This window comes from Serratia sp. P2ACOL2 (genome assembly GCF_003691565.1).
Taxonomy (GTDB): domain Bacteria; phylum Pseudomonadota; class Gammaproteobacteria; order Enterobacterales; family Enterobacteriaceae; genus Serratia; species Serratia liquefaciens.
Map to the genome: position 1 here is coordinate 3,740,384 of NZ_CP033162.1, position 20,297 is coordinate 3,760,680.

Here is a 20,297-nt window from a genome sequence, read left to right on the forward strand (position 1 = left end):
TCCAAGCGTCGGAATGGACCGCTACGCTCAATCTACAAGGGTATTTCAACCGTCACTTAGCCACAAAATGACGGTTGAAACCCGCGAGACCTGCGCCGCGCGGGTGACTTATCAGCCTCAGGCGTCGGCCTGACTTTCCTGCCCGGCCACCGGCGCTACCTCATCGAAATGCGGCTGCGGCTGGTTGGTCAGCTTGGAAAGGATACTCGCCAAGGTCTGGCGCATTTCCGGGCGACGCACGATCATGTCGATCGCGCCTTTCTCAATCAGGAACTCACTGCGCTGGAAGCCCGGCGGCAGTTTTTCACGCACCGTCTGCTCGATGACGCGTGGGCCGGCAAAGCCGATCAGCGCCTTCGGCTCGGCGATATTGATATCGCCCAGCATGGCCAGACTGGCGGAAACGCCCCCCATGGTCGGGTCGGTCAGCACCGAAATGTACGGCAGACCGCGTTCCTGCAATTTTGCCAACGCTGCGCTGGTTTTCGCCATCTGCATCAGCGACATCAGCGCTTCTTGCATACGGGCGCCGCCACTGGCAGAGAAACACACCAGCGGACAGTTGTCTTCCAGCGCCTGCTCAACCGCACGAACAAAACGCGCGCCGACCACGGACGACATGGAACCGCCGATGAAGGCGAATTCGAATGAAGCGGCAACGATCGGCATACCGTACAGCGTGCCTTTCATCACCACCAATGCATCTTTTTCACCGGTCGCTTTCTGCGCGGCAACCAGGCGGTCCTTATACTTCTTGGAATCCTTGAACTTCAGAACGTCTTTCGGCTCCAGTTCGCTGCCCAGCTCCACTTCACTGCCTTCATCAAGCAGGGTATGCAGACGCATACGCGCAGTCATGCGCATGTGGTGGTCGCATTTCGGGCACACTTCCAGATTACGCTCCAGCTCGGCGCGGTAGAGAACCTGGCCGCAGCTATCGCATTTGGTCCAAACCCCTTCAGGAATACTCGCCTTACGGGTTTGGGTAATATTGCTCTTGTTAAGAATTCGTTCAATCCAGCTCATCGATGACCTTTCTGTTTGAACCTGGCAGACGCCAGTCCGCAGTTCATGCTTTAACAATCCCCCCGAAAACAGACCCAATGAAAAAGTGCCCGAGCAAAACGCGACAAGCGCGCGACAGAGGCACTGGTTTCAAGGTTGTTAACAGGAACAGACCATAAATGTCGCTCATTAAACCATATCGGCCCGACACTGTGGATAAAAAACTGGTCGAACCGACAGGTTGAGCGATGTTTTTACTGTTTTTGCTGGCGGGCAGCCGCGCGCTTATGGCGCCAAATTTCAATGATGCCCGGCAGAATTGAAACAATGATGATAGCCACGATCAACAGTTTCAGGTTTTCCTGCACGATCGGCAAGTCGCCGAAAAGGTAACCAGCATAGGTGAACAGCAGCACCCAAACCAGTGCGCCAATCACGTTGTAGGCAGCAAAATGGCGATAGGACATATGCCCCATACCGGCAACGAACGGCGCAAAAGTACGCACGATCGGCACAAATCGCGCCAGAATGATCGTCTTCCCGCCGTGTTTTTCATAAAACTGGTGGGTTTTATCCAGGTAGCTGCGGCGGAAGATTTTCGAATTCGGGTTACTGAACAGCTTTTCCCCGAACAACCGCCCAATAGTGTAGTTCACCGCATCCCCGAGTATCGCCGCGCCGATCATCAACGCCACCATGGTGTGCACATTCAGATCGTTGGTCGGCAATGCCGCCAGCGCCCCTGCAACAAACAGCAGAGAATCCCCCGGCAGGAAAGGCGTCACCACCAGGCCGGTTTCGCAAAACAGGATCAGGAACAAAATACCGTACACCCACATACCGTATTGCGCCACCAGCTCGGCCAGATGCACGTCAATATGCAGAATAAAATCAATCACAAACTTGATGATGTCCATAGGTTCTCTCTTTGACCGGGTGTCTCACCCACCCGGCAGGTACACAAGGGAGCAACGCGTCAGTCGCGCCGGCGTTTAATCGTCGGGTAAAAACAGTGGCCCCATCGGTGGCCGGGGTAAAGCAAAGTGCTCAGGATAATCAACGCTCACCAGGTATAACCCTTCGGCCCGCGCCGTAGCCGCAGCCAGATTGCGATCCTTCAGCGCCAGCAACTCGGCCATCCAGTTCTCGTCCTGATTGCCGCAGCCAATTTCCATCAGGCTACCGACAATGTTGCGAACCATATGATGCACAAAGGCATTCGCCTTGATATCTACCACAATATATTCACCGTGGCGCGTAACCTTAACGTGTTTTACGTTACGCCAGGGAGTACGCGACTGGCATTGCACGGCGCGAAACGACGTAAAGTCGTTCTCGCCCAGCAGCGCCTGCGCCGCCCTTTCCATCCGGTCGGCATCCAGCGGGTGATAAAAATGGGTCATCCCCTGCTGCAATACCGCTGGGCGGTAGCGGTGATTATAAATAATGTAGCGGTAACGGCGCGCGGTGGCGCTGAAACGCGCATGGAAATCTTCAGGCACGCCGGTTACCCAGCGCACGGCGATATCCGGCGGCAGATGGGTGTTGACCCCCATCGTCCAGGCGGCGTCCTTGCGCTGCGCGGTGGTTTCAAAATGCACCACCTGACCGGTAGCGTGCACCCCGGCGTCGGTACGTCCGGCGCACAGCACGTTGATCGGCGCGTTGGCCACCTTGCTCAAGGCCTGTTCCAGACAGGCCTGCACGCTGGCCACTTCCTGCTGACGCTGCCAGCCATAATAACGGCTGCCGTCATATTCAATCCCCAGCGCGATTTTCAGTGTCGGCTGGGTGGGCAAAACAACCTCTGACATCAGTACATCTGCTCCTGCACCAGACGCTCTGCGGTTTCGATAGCCATCAGCGCGCCGCCGAAGCGTACGTTGTCGGCGACCGACCAGAACTGCAGAATTTCAGGAATGCCGTAGTCATTGCGCAAGCAACCCAGGCTCAGCGCATCGCTGCCGGAAGCTTCCGTGACCTGAGTCGGATAGTCGTCTTCTTCGCTCAGTTGGATATCGTCTACCTGCTCCAGCTCGCTGCGCGCTTCTTCCGCAGAAATTGGGCGCAGCGCTTCCAGATGCACCACCTGCGCATGGCCGTAAAACACCGGCGACTGCACGCAGCTCACCGAGATCGGCAGCCCTTCGTCCTGCAGCACTTTACGCACCTGGTCGACGATCAACCGTTCTTCGCGCACGCTGCCCTGCTCGTCGGTCATCAACGGCAGCAGGTTGAACGCCAGCTGCTTGGCAAACACGCCCGGCTCGGCCGGAATGCCGTTCAGCAGGCGCGCACTCTGACCGGCCAAATCGTCTACTGCCACTTTTCCGCGGGCAGAGACCGACATCAGGGTGGTGACGTGCAGACGGGAAAGCCCGGCCTGTTCGGTCAAAGGTTTGATGGCCGTCAGCAGTTGGCTGACCATGCTGTCGGCCACGGCGACGATATTACGATTACGGTAATCCGCCAGCACCTGCGGGTTAACCCCCGGTACCACCAGCGGAATGTCCGGCTCCAGCGCAAACAGACCACTGGTGTCGATCACCAGGCAGCCCATATTGCCGGCTTCTTCCGCATAGCGGGCCGAGGCTTCGCTACCGGCGACGAAGAACGCCAATTGGGCCTGTGACCAGTCGAATTCTTCCGCTTTTTGCACCAGAACCGATTTGCCATTGAAGCGCACCGTGGCACCGGCACTGCGTTCGCTGGCCAAAGGATAGAGTTCGCCCACCGGGAACTGGCGTTCCTGTAACAATTCCAGCAACGCTTCACCTACCGCGCCAGTGGCGCCAAGCAGAGCGATATTCCAGCCGTCAGACATTGGGTTTCTCCAGAGTATTTTTCAAATGCAGATGGGCGACTGATTCGCCGCCCTGATAACAAAATTAGTCACTGTGGCTTAAGAAAGCCTTACGCGATCGAAAAGCCCAGCTTGTGCAGCAGCTCCGCACTGGCGCTATCATCACACTGGACGCGTAATGAAGACCATTCACGGCGCTCCTGATAATGTTTGCGCAGACGATCAAACTCGCCCGGTTGCCCGGCCACTTTACGCAGTGGCGCGTCGTCGCGGCGCACATCATACACCAAGTGCATCAATCGTTTTAATTTGCCTTCGTCCAGTGGCCCATTGAGCTGGATCTGGCTGAACTCGGGCACCGGCAACAATGAGGCCAGTTCGATCTGCTGCGGCTGTCCCAGGTGGCGGCTGAAGGCCTCGAAGACCTGCGTCGTGCCGCGCGCCTTGCCCTCCAGCGTGTAACCGGCGATATGCGCGGTACCGATATCGACCCGCGCCAGCAGCGGCAGAGACAGCTCCGGCTCAGGTTCCCACACGTCCAGCACCGTGCTCAGCTTTTTGCCTTTTTCCAGCGCCTGCAACAGCGCCGCGTTGTCGACTACCGGACCGCGGCAAGCGTTGATCAGAATGCGATTGTCCGGCAGTGCCGCCAGCAGTTCGGCATCCGCCAGGTGCAATGAATGATAAGGGCCGGATTTATTGAGCGGCGTATGGAAGGTCAGCACGTCAGCTTCCGCCACCAGCTTCTCCAATGGCCAGAACTCGCCGCTGTCACCACGATCGGCACGCGGCGGATCGCACAGTAAGGTACGCACGCCCAGGGCTTTCAAACGGGCATCCAGCCGTGAACCTACGTTGCCGACGCCGATAATGCCGACGGTTTTATCGCGCAGGTGAAAACCGTCACGCTCAGCCAGCAACATCAGCGCGGAGAAGACATATTCCACCACGGCAATGGCGTTGCACCCCGGTGCCGCAGAAAAACCTATGCCCTGCTGTTGCAGCCAGGCGTCGTCTACGTGATCGGTGCCGGCTGTCGCGGTGCCGACAAAACCAATGCGGGTGCCGGCCAGCAGCGCTTCATTCACTTTGGTCACCGAGCGCACCATCAACGCATCGGCATCCGCCAACGCATCACTCGGAATTGGGCGGCCAGGCACGGCCTGTACGTTCCCCAAGCGACTAAACAATTCAGTCGCGTACGGCATATTTTCATCAACCAGGATTTTCACTTGTTGCTCCGACGGTTTACGGCTATTTATACCCAAAATAATTAGCGCTGCATCAAGGCGGTAAGAGCAGGAGTCCCCAGAAGCTTACTCAAATAAGTGACTGGGGTGAGTGCTCGCAGCCAACGCAGAGGCGGCGTCAAGTATGAAGAGTTATCTGGGAAATAGTGTGCCACTGAATCATGCCCGGCGAAAGCGCTCGGGGGTGGTGCCGGCGATTTGCTGAAACATGACGATAAACGCAGACGCAGAGCTATAGCCTACTTCCAGCGCAACCTCTTGTACGGTTTTACCCTGCTCCAACAGCGAAACGGCATGCAAAAAACGCAGGCGCTGGCGCCATTCGCTAAACGACATCCCCAAGTCCTGCTGGCAGCGGCGCGACAGCGTGCGTTCAGTGGTGTAGACCCGAGTGGCCCAGATGGCGAGCGAGGTATTGTCCGACGGACAGTGCTCCAGGGCTTCCAACACCGGTGCCAAAAATTTGTCTTCGGAGGTCGGCAGATAAGTTTGCTGCACCGGTGAGACATGCAGTTGGTCGATCAACGCGCGGCACAGGCGTAAATCCTGTTTGCTTTGCGGGATGTATTGTTTGCGAGCGTAAAAATCTTCGGCAATGGCGCGGAAAATCGGGCTAACGCTGACCAGACAAGGTTCTTCCGGCAAACCGGCGCACAGCGGCAGCGCAATATCCACCATGCGACACTGCGCCAAGCGCTGGTTATAGCAGGAGTGTTCAATCTCCGCCGGCGCCCACAACACAAATTCCGGCGGTGCCAAAAAGCGCTGGCCGCCGATACGCAGCACCATGACGCCAGCTTTTACCCACATCAACTGTCCCCAGCTATGACGATGTGGCTGGAACTCGGTACGAGCATTGAACTCTTCGCAGCGGAACTGCACCGGCCGCGGCGCCGGGATCAGCGCTTCGGGATAATGGCGGATTTCTGGCATGGTTTCGCCCCGTTACTGTCTTGTTTGGCAGAAAATTTGTCTGAATATCGCTATATATAATAAACCGGACACGAGTAAACTAGCCAGCATGTTAGTCGTTAATGAGAATAATTATCATGAATATGCTCTTCCCTTTGCTGGCGGTTCTGATTTGGTCAATCAACGCCGTGGTCAGCAAGCTCTCGGCCACCGCTATCGATCCGGCCGCGATCTCCTTCTACCGCTGGTTGCTGGCGCTGATCACCCTGACGCCGTTCGTGCTGCCCGGCGTGATCCGCCATTGGTCGGCGATACGCGCCAACTGGTGGAAATTGCTGGTTCTCGGCATGCTGGGCATGGTGCTGTATCAGAGTCTGGCCTATTACGCGGCGCACAGCGTCAGCGCGCTGTTTATGGGCATTATTGTCTCACTGATCCCATTACTGACCATTCTGATCAGCATCGTGCTGTTGCGGGTCGCTCCCACGATAGGTATTGCCATCGGCAGCCTGTTGTCTTTGGGCGGCTTGATCTGGCTGGTGAGTGCCGGTAACCCGGGTGAGTTGCTGCAGCACGGCATCGGCAAGGGGGAATTGATGATGTTCGCCGCCACCGCCTCTTATGCGCTGTACGGCGTGCTGACCAAACGTTGGGCGATTGCCCTGCCGAACTGGCAGTCGTTGTATGTGCAGATCCTGTTCGGCGTGGTGTTGTTACTGCCGAACTTCCTGATGGCACAAGACGTGTCTCTGACCAGCCAAAACATCCCGCTGGTGCTGTTTGCCGGCATTCCGGCCTCGATTGTCGCACCTTATCTGTGGATCCACGGCGTTATGCGTCTGGGGGCCAATACCGCGTCGATCTTTATGAACCTGGCACCGGTATTTACCGCCATCATTGCGGTGCTGTTCCTGCATGAACATCTGCACAGCTACCATCTGATCGGCGGCGGCATTACCCTGCTGGGCGTGATCCTGTCGCAGCGTCTGCGCACGCCGCTGGGGCGCAAGGCCAAACAAGCCGCGGAGTGTCAGAGCTAAGATAACAATTGAAAACGCACCCGCACCAGCAGGCCACCCAGCGTGGCCGAGGTCAACAGCTCCGGGCGGGTGCCGTGATAACGGGTGATATCGCTGACCAGCGCCAGTCCCAGCCCTGCACCGGGTTGATCACCCACGTTATCCAACCGATGAAACGGCTGCAGCGCCTGCGCGGTATCCTGTTGGGCAATGCCCGGGCCGCTGTCTTCAATTTCCAATATTCCCTCCCCGGCCTGCTTGTCCAGGGTTAAACGTGCGGTGACCGTGCCCTGATGCGGCGTATATTTCAGTGCGTTATCCAGCAAGTTGGCGCACAGTTCGGTTAGCAACAGCGTTTCTCCGCCGACCCAACAAACCGATTCTCCCTCGTACCCCAAATCGATGCGCTTGCTGCGGGCCTGGGGTAAACGTGAAAAACAGGCATCGCGCAGCACCTGCGCCAGGTTTACCGGCTGCAGTTGGCGATCGGCGTGATGCTCATGAGCTTTGAGCCGTGAGAGATAGAGCAGGCGATCGGTCAGCGCCACGGTGTTATCCAGCGTCGCGCTCATGGCAAGCAAGCTTTCCCGCCACTGCTCCGGCTTATCGCTGGCCAGCGCCACCCCCACCTGGGTTTTCAATACGGTTAACGGCGTGCGCAGCTGATGTGAAGCGTCGGCGCTAAAACGTTCCTGTCGTGCCACCATCACCCGCAGCCGTTCAATATAGCGGTTGAATGCCAGCAACAGCGGCTGCATTTCCGACCAGGGCAATACCATCGGCAACGGCGTCAGCTCACCCGGGTCACGCCGCAGCATAATGCCGGAAAGCTTGCGCATCGGCTTAAGCACCCGCTTGAGCAACGCAAAGGCCAGGATCATGGTCAGCACAACCACGGTTCCCTGGCTGAGCAAAGCGGAAAGCATCATCTGCCTTGCCAGATAGCGGCGCGACTCCAGGGTTTCCGCCACCAGAATGGTGGCCATGCCCATCACTCCGGATTCGTTGACCGGCTGGTACAGGGCAGCGACGCGGATCGGCCGCCCGCGATATTCGGCGTCATAGAAATGCACCAGCGCCGGGTACAGGCTTGAGCGCAAAATATGCGGCGGCATCGTCGGCAAATCGTCATAGCCGGAGATACTTACGCCCTGCGGGGAGATCACTTCGTAGTAAAGCTGATCGTTCATGTTGCGCTCAAAGCTGTCGAGCACCACGTAGGGCACATCCACCTCAAGCCGGCCATTTCGCACCACCAGCCGTTCCGCCACGGTACGCGCTGACGCCAGCAACGTGCGATCGTAAGCCAGCGTAGCGGCATTCATCGCGCTGAAGTAGTGGGTATAAATCGAGATACCGCCTAACACCAGCAGCGGCAGGCCAAAGAACAACAGCAGTTGATAAAATAGCGATTGCGGCGCGTTAAACCACCTCATTGCAAAGCTCCAGGCTGTAGCCCAGACCGCGCAGAGTGATAATCGCCACGTTGCTGCCCTGCAGTTTTTTTCGCAGCCGGTGGACATAGAGTTCAATGCTTTCCGGATTGGCCTCGTCGGCCAAAGTAAACACCTGTTCAAATAACTGCTGTTTGGCCACCGGCCGGCCACGGCGGTGAATCAACGCGGTCAGCACCGCCAACTCACGCGGCGTCAATTGCAGCGGTTTGTCGTCCAGCTGAAAATAGCCTTCATCGAGATAGGTCAGCGCGCCATATTTCAGCGCCTGCTGGGTCACACCAACGCTGCGGCGCAGCAACGCGCGAATGCGCGCCTCCAACTCATCCAGTTCGAAAGGCTTGGTGAGATAATCGTCTGCCCCCAGGTTCAGCCCTTTAACCCGATCGGCAACGTCGGTTCTGGCCGTCAGCAACAGCACCGGCAAGTCCTGTCCTCGCTTGCGCAGACGGGCCAGCAGATCCAGCCCGTTCAGCCGCGGTAACGCCACGTCCAGCACCACCAGCGCATAGGATTCGTTTAACAGCAAATGATCGGCCGCCAGCCCGTCCGGCGCGACGTCGACGGCAAAACCGACGCCGGTTAACGCCTTTTGCAGCCAGTGGGATAACTCGGGATGATCCTCAACCAATAACAGACGCATGTTTCCATTCCATTGATTTTCTATGCCCGCAGGCCGAATGCTGAGCGATGACGTCAGCATCCGACTTATTGTCAATTAACATCTTTATAACAGCAGGATGGCACGGAAGACGCAGTGATAGAAGGGTTGCTCCCATTCCGTTTTGGGAGCTGGAACACAAATGCGACACGGAATAACCCCTGAGCCGTCGGCAACAGGGCTAATTCGGTTAGTCAGCCACTACATTGCGATTTCGCAGTCGGCCAGGGCGATTTCCAATACCGGTTTCAACTTGGCGGGGGTAAACGGCGGAGACACCAGCACCGAGCGGTTGTTGGCGGCGAAGACCAGATCAATACCGGTGATACAGGCCGTCATGTGGCAAGCGTATTTTTCACCTTTGTCATTCGAAAAATGCAGTTCAAAAACGCCGATATCTGCTCGCAGGCGCTTAACACGACAATGGCCTTCTTTCCCAACAGCCTCGGCATAAGCCGCGGGCAACATCTTGATGGCACTCACTTTATTGCCGTCCTTGCTGCCGAATAACTTCCCTAATGAAAACATAATAATGCACCTTCATTCATTTTATTTTTCGGCATTTTATCGCAAGACGAAACCGATAAAACTGATATTACGCAGGCTTTACGCGAGGTTTACGCGCTGTTATTCCTTCATCGCATGTGTTAACCGGCGGGCAATCAGGACGATGGTCAGTCGTGTAATTCTCGCTAACAGGAGACACGTATCACATCCCGGAAACTTTTCCCTCGGTTGAAAGGTAAATGAAAGGTTGTTGATTTAACAATCCAGCAACCCGTATCGGCGGGGATCCACACCGACTGAAAAATACCTTGGGGAAAGCAATGAAAAAAATAATCACCCGCACACTGACCGCTACCGCTCTGCTGCTGGCCACCCATCAGGCTTTTGCCCTGGAAGCGCCGAAACGCACCGAATGCATCGCTCCTGCCAAGCCTGGCGGGGGATTTGACCTGACCTGCAAGCTGATCCAGGTCTCGCTGCAAGAAACCAAAGCCATCGACAAACCGATGCGCGTGACCTATATGCCCGGCGGCGTCGGCGCGGTGGCTTACAACGCCATCGTGGCTCAGCGCCCGGCGGAATTCGGCACGGTAGTCGCCTTCTCCGGCGGTTCGCTGCTGAATTTGTCACAGGGAAAATTCGGCCGTTACAACGTCGATGACGTCAAATGGTTGGCCGCTGTCGGCACCGACTACGGCATGATCGCCGTGCGTGCCGACTCACCGTACAAAACCCTGAAAGACCTGATGAACGCCTTCCAAAAAGATCCCAACAGCGTGGTGTTCGGCGCAGGCGCTTCGATCGGTAGCCAGGACTGGATGAAAACCGCCCTGCTGGCACGTGAAGTCGGCGTCGATCCGCACAAGATGCGTTACGTGGCGTTCGAAGGCGGCGGCGAGCCGGTTACCGCCCTGCTCGGCAACCACATTCAGGCAGTTTCCGGCGATTTGAGCGAAATGGTGCCTTACCTGCAGGGCGACAAAATTCGCGTGCTGGCGGTGTATTCCGAACAGCGCCTGCCGGGTCAGTTAGCCGATGTTCCGACCGCCAAAGAGCAAGGGTTCAATCTGGTCTGGCCGATCATTCGCGGCTTCTACGTTGGCCCGAAGGTCACGGAAGAGGAGTACCAGTGGTGGCTCGATACCTTCAAGAAAATGATGGCGACCGAGGAATTCAAGCAACAGCGCGATCTGCGCGGCCTGTTTGAATTCGACCTGACCGGCAAGGAATTGGACGCCTACGTGAAAAACCAGGTCAATCAGTACCGTGAACAGGCCAAAGTTTTCGGCCTGGCAAAATAACCGGGGGCATACCATGAGCGATCGCATTTTTGCCGGGTTCTGGCTGCTGCTGTGTATCGGCGGCCTGTTTATCGGCTGGGGTATCCAGAGTGAATACAGCTACGAACCACTGGGTCCGCGGCCCTTCCCACTGGCTATCCTCAGCCTGATGGCGCTGTGTGCGGCGCTGCTGCTGTTGAACAAACCGCAGGCCGTTGAATGGCCGCATAACAAGGTGATGCAACGTCTGCTGGTGCTGGTGATCACGCTGGTGCTGTACGCCTGGGGCTTCGAGTGGCTGGGCTTTCCGCTGGCAACCGCACTGCTGACCTTCAGCATTGGCCTGCTGTTCCAGGCCAGCCTGATAGCGGCGTTGGTGTCTGGCGCGATCATGGGCGTTGCGCTCTATTACGCCTTTGACCGCTTACTTGATGTGACACTGCCACACGGCGTTTGGCTGAGTTAACGGGGGCGATGATGGAAACCTGGATGTATTTGTCTCAAGGGTTCGAGGTGGCGCTGGTGCCCCAGAACCTGATTATCGCCCTGATCGGCTGCTTCGTCGGCACCATTGTCGGCCTGCTGCCGGGTCTGGGGCCGATCAACGGCGTGGCGATCCTGCTGCCGCTGGCGTTTGCCCTCAAATTACCGGCCGAGTCGGCACTGATCTTGCTGGCGACGGTGTATATCGGCTGCGAGTACGGCGGCCGCATTTCCTCGATATTGCTTAACGTACCGGGAGACGCCGCTGCGATCATGACCGCACTGGACGGTTACCCCATGGCACAACAAGGCCGTGCCGGCGTCGCGCTGTCGATTTCGGCGGTCAGCTCCTTTGTCGGTTCGATGATTGCCATCGGCGGGATCATTCTGTTTGCCCCGCTGCTGGCCCGTTGGTCACTGGCATTTGGTCCGGCAGAATATTTCGCCCTGATGGTATTCGCTATCGCCTGCCTGGGCAGCATGATGAGCCAAAACCCGTTGAAATCGCTGCTGGCGGCGCTGATTGGTCTGGGGCTTGCAACGGTCGGGGTGGACGCCAATACCGGCGTTTATCGTTTCACCTTCGACAGCGTCCACCTCTCCGATGGCGTGCAATTTATCGTGGTGGTGATTGGCCTGTTCTCGGTCAGTGAAATCTTGCTGATGCTCGAAAGCACCAGCGCCGGGCAAAAGCTGGTGCGTAAGACCGGCCGCCTGCTGTTTAACCGTAAAGAGGCCGCCGAGTGCGTGGGCCCCACGCTGCGTTCTTCGGTGATCGGTTTCTTCGTCGGCATTCTGCCGGGTGCCGGGGCCACCATCGCCAGCGCCCTCACCTACATGACCGAAAAGAAAATCAGCGGCAACAGCGAAACCTTCGGCAAAGGGGATATCCGCGGCGTTGCTGCGCCCGAAGCGGCCAATAACGCCTCGGCCTGCGGTTCGTTCATTCCGATGCTGACGCTGGGCGTACCGGGTTCCGGCACCACCGCGGTAATGATGGGAGCGTTGACGCTGTACAACATCACGCCAGGTCCGGCAATGTTCACCGAACAGCCGGATATTGTCTGGGGGCTGATTGCCGCGCTGCTGATTGCCAACGTGATCCTGCTGATCATGAACCTGCCGTTGGTGGGCCTGTTTACCCGCATGCTGACCATCCCTTTGTGGTTCCTGGTACCGGCGATTGCCGCGGTGTCGGCGGTCGGCGTTTACGCGGTACACAGTACCACCTTTGACCTGCTGTTAATGGTCGGGCTGGGGGTGTTTGGTTACATACTGAGGAAAATGCACTTCCCGATGTCACCGCTGATCCTGGGCTTCGTTCTGGGAGAAATGCTGGAGCAAAACCTGCGCCGCGCGCTGTCGATCAGCAACGGTGAGTTCAGCATCCTGTGGGGTAGTGGCATCGCGCAAACGCTGCTGGTGCTGGCGGTATCCGTGCTGGTGCTGCCGCTGCTGTTGCGCAGAATACGCAAACGCCGCCTGACGGCGGAAGCGGCCAAGGCCGAATAAGCAAAAGGGCGGAGTATTAACTCCGCCCTTTTCATTTAACGTTTAATTTCGCTTATCGCCCGTTCAAGGTCCGCAATATCGTCATTGGCCAGCAAAGGCTGCACCTGAGCAAAATCCTCGGCCGACAGATCATAAATACGCAAAGCGAGTAACCTGGCTACGATCTGCGGAGCAAAGCGCAGTCTTATTGGTCGCGCCGGATTGCCCCCCACCAGGGTGTAAGGCTCAACATCCTTCGTCACAACGCTACCGGCGGCGACTATCGCTCCTTCCCCAATCGTCACGCCCGGCATCAGCATCGCCCGCATGCCTATCCAGCAGCCGTCCCCCAACCGGGTATCGCCCTTCGGCTGATAGGAAGCCAGAATGCTTTCCATCATCGGATACAGGCAGAACCAATCGGCACGATGGGTATGGTTGCCCCCCATCAGGATCACCGCCTCGGCGGCAATGCAGACATAATCGCCGATCAGCAATTGATCTATCGTTCCTAGCGGCTGCCACTGTTGGCTGACCTCGTCGCCGTGCAAATAACGCACCACGGAGCGCTCAAAGCCGTCATCCAGGTAGTCGCTGTAATAGCTGTGAGTCCCTTTGACGATAATATTGGGGTTGGTCACCGTTTGGTGTAACAGTTCTGTTTTTGACCAGTGTTTTTCAGTCATGGCGCTTTCTCTATATTCATTGCAAGAGCCACAGCCAAATGTCTGTGGCAGTGTTTTTTGGTCGTAAAACACTGCCGCTTTAAGCGATTAACGCCCGTTTTAATCTTGGGTTATTGGTCATTGTTGCCTCCACATCCGGCCCTAATGTTAACAAATCACGTCGCAGCCGTCTTGCTCTTCAGCATCAGCACCCCGCCCATCACCAACGCACTGCCCAGCAGCTGTAACTGATTCATGCTTTCCCCCAGCAGGAAGTAAGCGATCGCTGCCGTGAACACCAGTTCCAGCGACAAAATCAGGTTTGCCACCGCCAGCGGCAAGCTTTTCAAACTGATGTTGTACAGGCCGAACCCCAACAGCGTTGGGCCGGCAGCCAGGGTCAGCAGCAACCACCAGCCCCCCCACTCGATACCCTGAACGCCTTGGGACAGGAACCACAATGACCCCGTCATGCCGTGGAACGCCTCCAGTGGGTAAAAGGTCAGCGCGGCATTGAACAACCATTGATAAACAGCCGAAAAGCCAAACACGTACAGGATGGTGTTCCACACCGGGTAACGCCGTTCGGTCGCGACCCGCCCACCCAGCGTATAGAGGGTGTATCCGATGCCGGACAGCATGCCCACCACCAGCCCCAACAGGTTAAAATGGCTGTTGCCCAAGCTGTCGCCGTTGCTGACCAGAAAACAGCCGCCCAGGCTGACCACAATCACCACCAACTGACGCAGGCTCAGGCGCTCGCTGTACATCATCCAGCCGAGAAACACGGTAAAACCGACCGAGCAGTAGGTCAGGATAGTCGCCACCGACGCACCGTTCAGCGCCACCGACAGCGTCCACAGGCTGTTGAACACTGCCAGCAGCAGACCATAGCAGGCATAAAAGGGGATCTGCGCGCGCTGTAAACGCGCCCATTCGGGTTTGAACAGCAGCAGTACCGGCAACAGCACCAGAGCAACCAGCGCCGCGCGCCAAAAAGCCAGCACAAAGGTCGGCAGGTGATAATACTCCGTCAGCACGCGGATAATAATGGCGGTAAAGGCCAGCAACATGGCGCTGATGATAGCAATCACATACCCCTGACTGCTGCCCTGTAAAATGTGCGCCCCCGGGAAAACCGGCCTGGCTGAGATACCCGATGGTAATGACATGACACCCTCAAAAAACGGCAATAGTGGACTCAGGCGAGATTCTAACGCCGCGTAACTTTACCGCCAGAGCCACTTTCCCCCGATGTTATATAGGCCACTTTTATCCTCTTGAAGCCCTGTAACTATGGGGTATAGTAAAAAACATCACCGTCAACCGGGCCAATTTTGCATGCATATTCCCTTAGACCGTCAGCAAAACATTCCTTTATATCTGCAAATTGAGGAAGCGCTGCGGCGGGCGATCCTCAGCGGCGCATTTGTCGACGGCGATAAGCTGCCCTCCACGCGCACGCTTGCCGCCAAGCTGGCGGTCAGCCGGTTGACGGTGGAAAACGCCTATGCCGAACTGGCGGCAAAAGGTTTTTTGCACCAGCGGCGCGGCAGCGGTGCCTATGTCTTGCACCCGCTGATCCAGCCAGCCCAGCCACGCCCAACAAGCGATGCGCCCTTCCCGGCGGAGCGTTTCACTACCCTGACCTCTCGGCTGGATGGCTACCCCGATACGCCGTTGCCGGACAACATCATCAACTTTGCCGCCGGCGTCGGCAGCCCGAAAGTCTTTCCGCAGGAGGAGTTCCGCAAGATATTGCTGTCGGTACTCAGCCGCCATGCGGAAGAAGCCTTCAGCTATGGCGAATACTGCGGCTATTACCCGCTGCGCGATACCCTGGGGCGGATCCTCACCGCTCAGGGTATTCCGACCCATGCAGAGCAACTGCTGATCACCAACGGTTCGCAACACGCCATCAGCCTGATAGTGCAAAGCCTGCTGGAGCCGGGCGACACGGTGATTGTCGAACAACCGACCTACGCCGAAGCGCTGGGGCTGCTGCGCCAGCACCGCATCAATATCGTCACCGTCGCCAGCGACCGGCACGGCATGTTGGTTGAACAGCTGCCCGCACTGATCGAAAAACACCAACCGAAGTTGATTTACACCATTCCCAATTTTCATAACCCCACCGGCCGCTGCATGAGTGAAGCGCGCCGTCGACGCCTGCTGGCACTGGCCCAGCAGGCCGGTGTAGTGATATTGGAAGACGATTTTGTCGGCGATCTGCGCTACAACGGCAAACAGCTGCCGTCGCTGCGATCGCTGGCGCAGCCGGGGGCGGTGATTTACGTCAGTACCTTTTCAAAAATGCTGCTGCCCAGCATGCGCATCGGTTACCTGGTGGCGGACAGCGAACACTATCAGCGACTGGCTCGTCTGAAACACGTCGACAGTTTTACCAGCTCCAACCTGATCCAACGGGCACTGGACGCATTCGTCACTATCGGTCGTTACGACAAGCAACTGCGGCGCGCCGGGCGGTTATATCGCCAGCACAGAGACGTGATGGTGGCAGCCTTGCAGCAGCAACTGCCGCCCGGCTGTCAGTTTGAAACGCCGGAGGGTGGACTGTTTATCTGGCTGACGCTGCCTGCCGCCGTCAGCACCGAGGCACTGATGCCGCTGGCCTGGCGACACGGCGTAACCTTTGCGCGAGGGGAGTGCTTTTATGCCGAAGAACAGCAAGGCGCACATGGCCTGCGATTGAATTTCGCCGCCAATACGCCGCCGCAGATAGAGGAAGGTATCGCCCGACTGTGCCGGGCGATTAATGAGGTCATCACTTCAGAATAGGCCGCGGTTCAGAGGCCGGCCCACCATAGCCGCAGCTTCATTCCCCAATAGCTGGTCCAGCCGGTGGTGCTTTGCACCACCTTGCCCTGTGAAATGACCACCAAGGTTGGCGTGACGCCGATCTGCCACTGCGCCGACAGCTCGCCACGGGGATCGTTAACCACCGGCAACGTCACACGCTTGCCCGCCAGCCACTGTTCCACCTGACGATCGTCGCCGGAACGCAGCGCCACGGTCAATACGTTGCCGCCCTCGCCGACCAGTCTGGCAACATACGGCGTGGTAAACCGGCAAACCCCGCACCAGCTGGCCCAGAAATAAACCAGCAGCGGCTTGTCCTGGCTGAGCTGCGCCAGCGAGACTTGTTCACCGTTCAACGTCGTCAACGGTTGCGAATCGAACGCCGCCGGTGGCTGCGGCGCGCGTAACCAGTCCATTCCGAACGCAACCGCCAGCACAATCAGCAACAGGATCAGCAGTTCGCGGCCCCAACGCCGCAGCTTAGCCATTGTTAACCTTCGCAAGCTGTTGTTTCACTACCGCCTCCAGATCCTCATACGACACCGCGCCTGGCAGCATTTGATCGCCGATCAGGGTGGCCGGCGTTCCTTGTACTCCAAGCTGCTCCGCCAATGCCATATTGGTGCGCAAGGTGGTCATGCTCTGTTCGCTTGGTGCAACGGCTTTCACCCCGGTTTTCTGCTGTGCGGCAGCGATGCTGGCCGTGTCATGGAAGCCTTTTTTCGCCATCAGCCGCTGATGCAGCGCCCAGAATTGGTCCGGGTGTTGCTGCCAGGTCGTCAGCGCCACGCGTGCAGAACTGACGGAGCTCTCTCCTTTGAACGGCAGCAGTTTTACCACCAGCGCCACATCAGGATACTGTTTGACGATTTTTTCCAGCATCGGGTCAAAACGCTTGCAGTACGGGCAGTTGTAATCGGTAAAGGCCACCAGCGTCAGTTTGGCGTTGGCCGCTCCCAAACGTGGGCTGGCCGGATCTTCGTATAGGGTTTTGGCATTTTGCTTGATCGCCTGGCTGATTTGCTGACCGGCGGTCTGTTGCTGCCAGGCATCCACCGCCTGCGCCAGAATATCCGGGTTCGACACCAGCGTTTCGCGGATCAGCTCTTTAATCCGCACCTCTTGTTCCGGGGTAAAAGGAGCCGCAGCCCAGACCGGAGTAACCATCAGCATCAGTAACATCAGTAATTTTTTCATTGTGAATTTCCTTTGGCGGCGGACAGGGTTTGCAAGACGGCATCGCGGGTCAACAGCGGGGATAACACCACGCCATCAGGGCTGCCGGGGCCATAAATCTGGTTAAAAGGCACGGCAACGCTGCCGCGTTTTTGCAGGAAAGCGCTAATCTCGGCCGAAGGACGGCTCCAGTCTCCTCGCAGGGCGACAACGTCCCCGGCACTCAGCGCTTTTTGCACGTCTTCACGCAACAGCACGTTGAATTTGTTGGCTTTACAGGTTACGCACCAGTCTGCGGTGACGTCGACAAACACCCGTTTGTTCTGGGCGAGTGCCTGGGCGATCGCCTGTTCACTTAGCGGTTGCCAGGTGACATTGTCGTGCAGCGGCTGACGCCACAGCCCGGCGGTCAGCGAACCGGCCAATAACACCACGCCGACCAGCACCAGCGTGCCGGCCGCCAGCTTGGCCGCCAGACGAACCCCATGTTGCCAGCCTACCGCCAACAACAAGGCCAACAGTGCGATACCGCCCAATGCCAGCGTCGGCAAGGTGCCAATATGATTGACCATCAGGCTCAGCAGCCACAGTGAAGAAGCCAGCATCAGCAGCCCCATGGCCCACCGTAAAGTGTTCATCCAACGCCCCGGACGCGGCAGGCGCAGCGCTAAAGCAGGCCATGCGGCGATCAGCAGCCAGGGCAGGCTCATGCCGATACCCAAGGCGACAAACATGCCCCACAGCACCGGCAGCGGCGCAGCCAGTGCAAAGGCCACGGCAGTGCCCAGGAAGGGAGCCGAACAGGGCGTCGCCAGCAAGGTGGCAAATGCGCCCTGCCAGAAATGCCCGCTCAGGCCACGGCCGTTATGGGTCGCCAATTTGGTATTAAGGGAGGAGGACAGCTGCAAATGGAACAGGCCAAACAGGTTGGCGCTGAACAGGAACGTCACCAGCACCATAAAGCCGATAAACCACGGGTTTTGGAACTGAATACCCCAGCCCAGCGCCTGATTGCTCAAGCGCAGCAGCGTCATCAGCAACGCCAGCGCCATAAAGGACGCCACAATGCCAAACGAGGACGCAAGGAACTGCAGCCGAATGCTGTGGCGGTCGCGCTGCTCCACCTGCAAAATCGATCCCAGTTTGATGCCCAGAACCGGCAGCACACAGGGCATCAGGTTGAGGATCAGGCCCCCCGCCAACGCCATCAGCACCGCTTGCCACAGAGTGAAACTGGCGGCGCTCGGCAGCGTCAGCGGCCCGCCAATCGGCAGCGTCACCTGCTGCGCCATGCCGCCGTCGCCGATTACCAACGTCAGGGTTTTACCGCGCAGATCCGGGGCGCTGTCACCCCAGCCATCGCTGACCGGTACCCGCGCGGTCATCAGTGAACCTTCGCTACTGACCCGTGGCTTGCCGAGGTCTGCGTCCTCCAAGGTGTCGAAGAACAGCTCCGGCTGTTGCCAACCGGCGGCTCGCTCGGCGCTGATCTGTAATTCGCCATTGAGATAACCGGCCTTGATGCTCTCCACCAGGCCCTCGGCGATCGGCACCTGGCCCATCGCCTGGGCAAAGTCATGGTCAAACTGCGCGTCAGACGGCGCGGCAAGATCCAGACTGAACGGATAGTCGGTCAAAATACAGACGTTGCTGCAGGTGGACAGCGTCAGCGTCCCCGCTAACTGGCGCGGTGCCGTTCCTTTCATCACCATCGGCAGCTCTACCCGATCGTGGTAGCCCTGCGTGGAAATGCCGGCCACCTCAAAACGCTGCGGCGTAGGCCAATACCAGGTCACCGGAGGCGGATTGCCTTGCCAGGTTATTGCCGGCGCAATGCCACCTTCCCCCGGCGAACGCCAGTAGGTTTTCCAGCCTTTTTGCAGCTCAATAGCCAACAGCAGCCGGGTTTCTCCTGGCTGCGAGGTGTCAGCGCGGAGTCGCACCTTGGCATGATCGTTGGTCGGGCTTTGCAACCAGCCGCTGTCCGCCGCCTGCAAAGCGGGCAGCCACAGCATTAACAGGCAGACAAACGTCGACCTGATGATATTCAACATGTTTTTTCTCCATAAATAAGACAATCACCAAAACAAACGGGCGATTAACTCATTCACGGAAGACGCATAATCGGAGATGCACCCTGAGGGTGGGAGGGGATATCACTCTGGGAGGGGGAATGCGCAAACGCGCAGCCACGGTAGGCGCCAACAGCGCCAGCAGCAGGCCAAGCCCGAGCAGTACGGTTTCAAACATCACCGGCGGTGAGGCCAATAAGGATTTAGCGCTCAGTTCACAGGGGGTAGGCTGCAGTTCGGCGGCATCGTCGCCGGCGGATGGCGCAGCGCTGGCAGCAGGAATCCCCATCGCTTGCTGCAACGCATGCAGGCTCGCCATGCGCTGAGTCATGCAAGTCAGCACCACCAGGCAAGCCAGGCATAAAAACCATTTCGCAATCCGCTGCTGTTTAACCATGCCGCCCTCAATTCCAAGTCTGCGCTTATCTTAGCGGCGCAGGCGCGTTTAGCAATGTTTTGCCTGTAAAGAAATGTCTTACGACGGTATTGATGGCGGGCATTTACGGGTATCATAGGCGCACACCTGCGCTTTTCGCCGGGTACGACGATTATTCTTTCCCCAAAGTCATGGGTGTTGCGGCAAGGCGGCAAGCAAGCGAGTCTCGATGAGCTTACTCAGGTAAGTGTTTCGAGTGAGATTGCGCAGACCACACCGCGGCAACGCCAGCTAAACTGGGGGATACACAGCGAAGGACAGGT

At 57.8% G+C, this 20,297-nt stretch carries 20 protein-coding genes; 5 read left to right on the top strand and 15 right to left on the bottom strand.

Annotated features, from left to right (window positions below):
* Positions 1 to 117: 117 nt before the first annotated feature.
* The 6 genes from accD to EBA31_RS18200 all read right to left on the bottom strand — a co-directional run bounded on the left by accD (position 118) and on the right by EBA31_RS18200 (position 5,991).
* On the bottom strand, positions 118 to 1,026 hold the full coding sequence (gene accD / locus EBA31_RS18175; RefSeq protein ID WP_020827872.1) for an acetyl-CoA carboxylase, carboxyltransferase subunit beta: 909 nt from the start codon (positions 1,024 to 1,026) through the stop codon (positions 118 to 120).
* A 233-nt stretch (positions 1,027 to 1,259) separates the two neighbouring features.
* Complete coding sequence (locus EBA31_RS18180; protein WP_020827873.1) at positions 1,260 to 1,922, bottom strand: DedA family protein; 663 nt, start codon at positions 1,920 to 1,922, stop codon at positions 1,260 to 1,262.
* A gap of 75 nt (positions 1,923 to 1,997) precedes the next feature.
* Positions 1,998 to 2,819 (bottom strand): tRNA pseudouridine(38-40) synthase TruA, encoded by an 822-nt coding sequence (truA, locus tag EBA31_RS18185; RefSeq protein WP_020827874.1) that lies wholly within the window; start codon positions 2,817 to 2,819, stop codon positions 1,998 to 2,000.
* The gene (locus EBA31_RS18190) at positions 2,819 to 3,829 is read right to left on the bottom strand and encodes an aspartate-semialdehyde dehydrogenase (protein WP_122079911.1); all 1,011 of its coding nucleotides are present in this window, start codon (positions 3,827 to 3,829) and stop codon (positions 2,819 to 2,821) included. Before EBA31_RS18190 ends, truA begins: the two co-directional genes overlap by 1 nt.
* Before the next feature lie 89 nt (positions 3,830 to 3,918).
* Entirely contained in the window at positions 3,919 to 5,040 is a 1,122-nt protein-coding gene (gene pdxB, locus EBA31_RS18195; protein ID WP_046373046.1) for a 4-phosphoerythronate dehydrogenase PdxB, read from the bottom strand.
* Between the two features lie 177 nt (positions 5,041 to 5,217).
* Complete coding sequence (locus EBA31_RS18200; RefSeq protein ID WP_122079912.1) at positions 5,218 to 5,991, bottom strand: helix-turn-helix transcriptional regulator; 774 nt, start codon at positions 5,989 to 5,991, stop codon at positions 5,218 to 5,220.
* 116 nt (positions 5,992 to 6,107) lie between these two features.
* Here EBA31_RS18200 and EBA31_RS18205 point away from each other — a divergent pair, with 116 nt between their 5' ends.
* A complete protein-coding gene (locus EBA31_RS18205; protein ID WP_122079913.1) occupies positions 6,108 to 7,010 on the top strand; it encodes a DMT family transporter in 903 nt (300 codons plus the stop codon).
* Here EBA31_RS18205 and EBA31_RS18210 read toward each other — a convergent pair.
* The 3 genes from EBA31_RS18210 to EBA31_RS18220 all read right to left on the bottom strand — a co-directional run bounded on the left by EBA31_RS18210 (position 7,007) and on the right by EBA31_RS18220 (position 9,632).
* The gene (locus tag EBA31_RS18210) at positions 7,007 to 8,425 is read right to left on the bottom strand and encodes a sensor histidine kinase (RefSeq protein ID WP_122079914.1); all 1,419 of its coding nucleotides are present in this window, start codon (positions 8,423 to 8,425) and stop codon (positions 7,007 to 7,009) included. The genes EBA31_RS18205 and EBA31_RS18210 overlap by 4 nt on opposite strands.
* Positions 8,412 to 9,086 carry a transcriptional regulator TctD gene (gene tctD, locus EBA31_RS18215; protein ID WP_122079915.1) on the bottom strand — a complete coding sequence of 225 codons (675 nt, stop codon included), beginning with the start codon at positions 9,084 to 9,086 and terminating at the stop codon, positions 8,412 to 8,414. Before tctD ends, EBA31_RS18210 begins: the two co-directional genes overlap by 14 nt.
* 219 nt (positions 9,087 to 9,305) lie before the next feature.
* Positions 9,306 to 9,632, bottom strand: a complete 327-nt coding sequence (locus EBA31_RS18220; RefSeq protein ID WP_122079916.1) for a hypothetical protein — start codon at positions 9,630 to 9,632, stop codon at positions 9,306 to 9,308.
* Positions 9,633 to 9,931: 299 nt separating this feature from the next.
* Between EBA31_RS18220 and EBA31_RS18225 the strand changes: the two genes are divergently transcribed.
* From EBA31_RS18225 to EBA31_RS18235, 3 genes are read left to right on the top strand one after another with little or no spacing between them, the layout of a single operon-like run.
* Positions 9,932 to 10,912: a tripartite tricarboxylate transporter substrate binding protein gene (locus tag EBA31_RS18225; RefSeq protein ID WP_020827882.1), complete on the top strand. Its 981-nt coding sequence runs from the start codon at positions 9,932 to 9,934 to the stop codon at positions 10,910 to 10,912.
* A gap of 13 nt (positions 10,913 to 10,925) precedes the next feature.
* A complete protein-coding gene (locus EBA31_RS18230; protein ID WP_122079917.1) occupies positions 10,926 to 11,357 on the top strand; it encodes a tripartite tricarboxylate transporter TctB family protein in 432 nt (143 codons plus the stop codon).
* A gap of 11 nt (positions 11,358 to 11,368) precedes the next feature.
* Complete coding sequence (locus EBA31_RS18235; protein WP_020827884.1) at positions 11,369 to 12,886, top strand: tripartite tricarboxylate transporter permease; 1,518 nt, start codon at positions 11,369 to 11,371, stop codon at positions 12,884 to 12,886.
* Positions 12,887 to 12,921: 35 nt separating this feature from the next.
* Here EBA31_RS18235 and EBA31_RS18240 read toward each other — a convergent pair whose 3' ends face one another.
* Positions 12,922 to 13,551 carry a CatB-related O-acetyltransferase gene (locus EBA31_RS18240; protein WP_122079918.1) on the bottom strand — a complete coding sequence of 210 codons (630 nt, stop codon included), beginning with the start codon at positions 13,549 to 13,551 and terminating at the stop codon, positions 12,922 to 12,924.
* A 155-nt stretch (positions 13,552 to 13,706) separates the two neighbouring features.
* The gene (locus tag EBA31_RS18245; protein WP_122079919.1) at positions 13,707 to 14,702 is read right to left on the bottom strand and encodes a DMT family transporter; all 996 of its coding nucleotides are present in this window, start codon (positions 14,700 to 14,702) and stop codon (positions 13,707 to 13,709) included.
* Positions 14,703 to 14,871: 169 nt separating this feature from the next.
* Here EBA31_RS18245 and EBA31_RS18250 point away from each other — a divergent pair, with 169 nt between their 5' ends.
* Positions 14,872 to 16,329 carry a PLP-dependent aminotransferase family protein gene (locus EBA31_RS18250; protein WP_122080656.1) on the top strand — a complete coding sequence of 486 codons (1,458 nt, stop codon included), beginning with the start codon at positions 14,872 to 14,874 and terminating at the stop codon, positions 16,327 to 16,329.
* Positions 16,330 to 16,337: 8 nt separating this feature from the next.
* Here the strand turns inward: EBA31_RS18250 and EBA31_RS18255 are convergent, their stop codons facing one another.
* From EBA31_RS18255 to EBA31_RS18270, 4 genes are read right to left on the bottom strand one after another with little or no spacing between them, the layout of a single operon-like run.
* Entirely contained in the window at positions 16,338 to 16,838 is a 501-nt protein-coding gene (locus EBA31_RS18255; RefSeq protein ID WP_020827888.1) for a protein disulfide oxidoreductase, read from the bottom strand.
* Complete coding sequence (locus EBA31_RS18260; protein WP_116690054.1) at positions 16,831 to 17,547, bottom strand: DsbA family protein; 717 nt, start codon at positions 17,545 to 17,547, stop codon at positions 16,831 to 16,833. Before EBA31_RS18260 ends, EBA31_RS18255 begins: the two co-directional genes overlap by 8 nt.
* Positions 17,544 to 19,580: a protein-disulfide reductase DsbD gene (locus EBA31_RS18265; protein ID WP_122079920.1), complete on the bottom strand. Its 2,037-nt coding sequence runs from the start codon at positions 19,578 to 19,580 to the stop codon at positions 17,544 to 17,546. Before EBA31_RS18265 ends, EBA31_RS18260 begins: the two co-directional genes overlap by 4 nt.
* Before the next feature lie 49 nt (positions 19,581 to 19,629).
* Positions 19,630 to 19,995: a hypothetical protein gene (locus tag EBA31_RS18270; RefSeq protein WP_046373035.1), complete on the bottom strand. Its 366-nt coding sequence runs from the start codon at positions 19,993 to 19,995 to the stop codon at positions 19,630 to 19,632.
* Positions 19,996 to 20,297 lie beyond the last annotated feature (302 nt).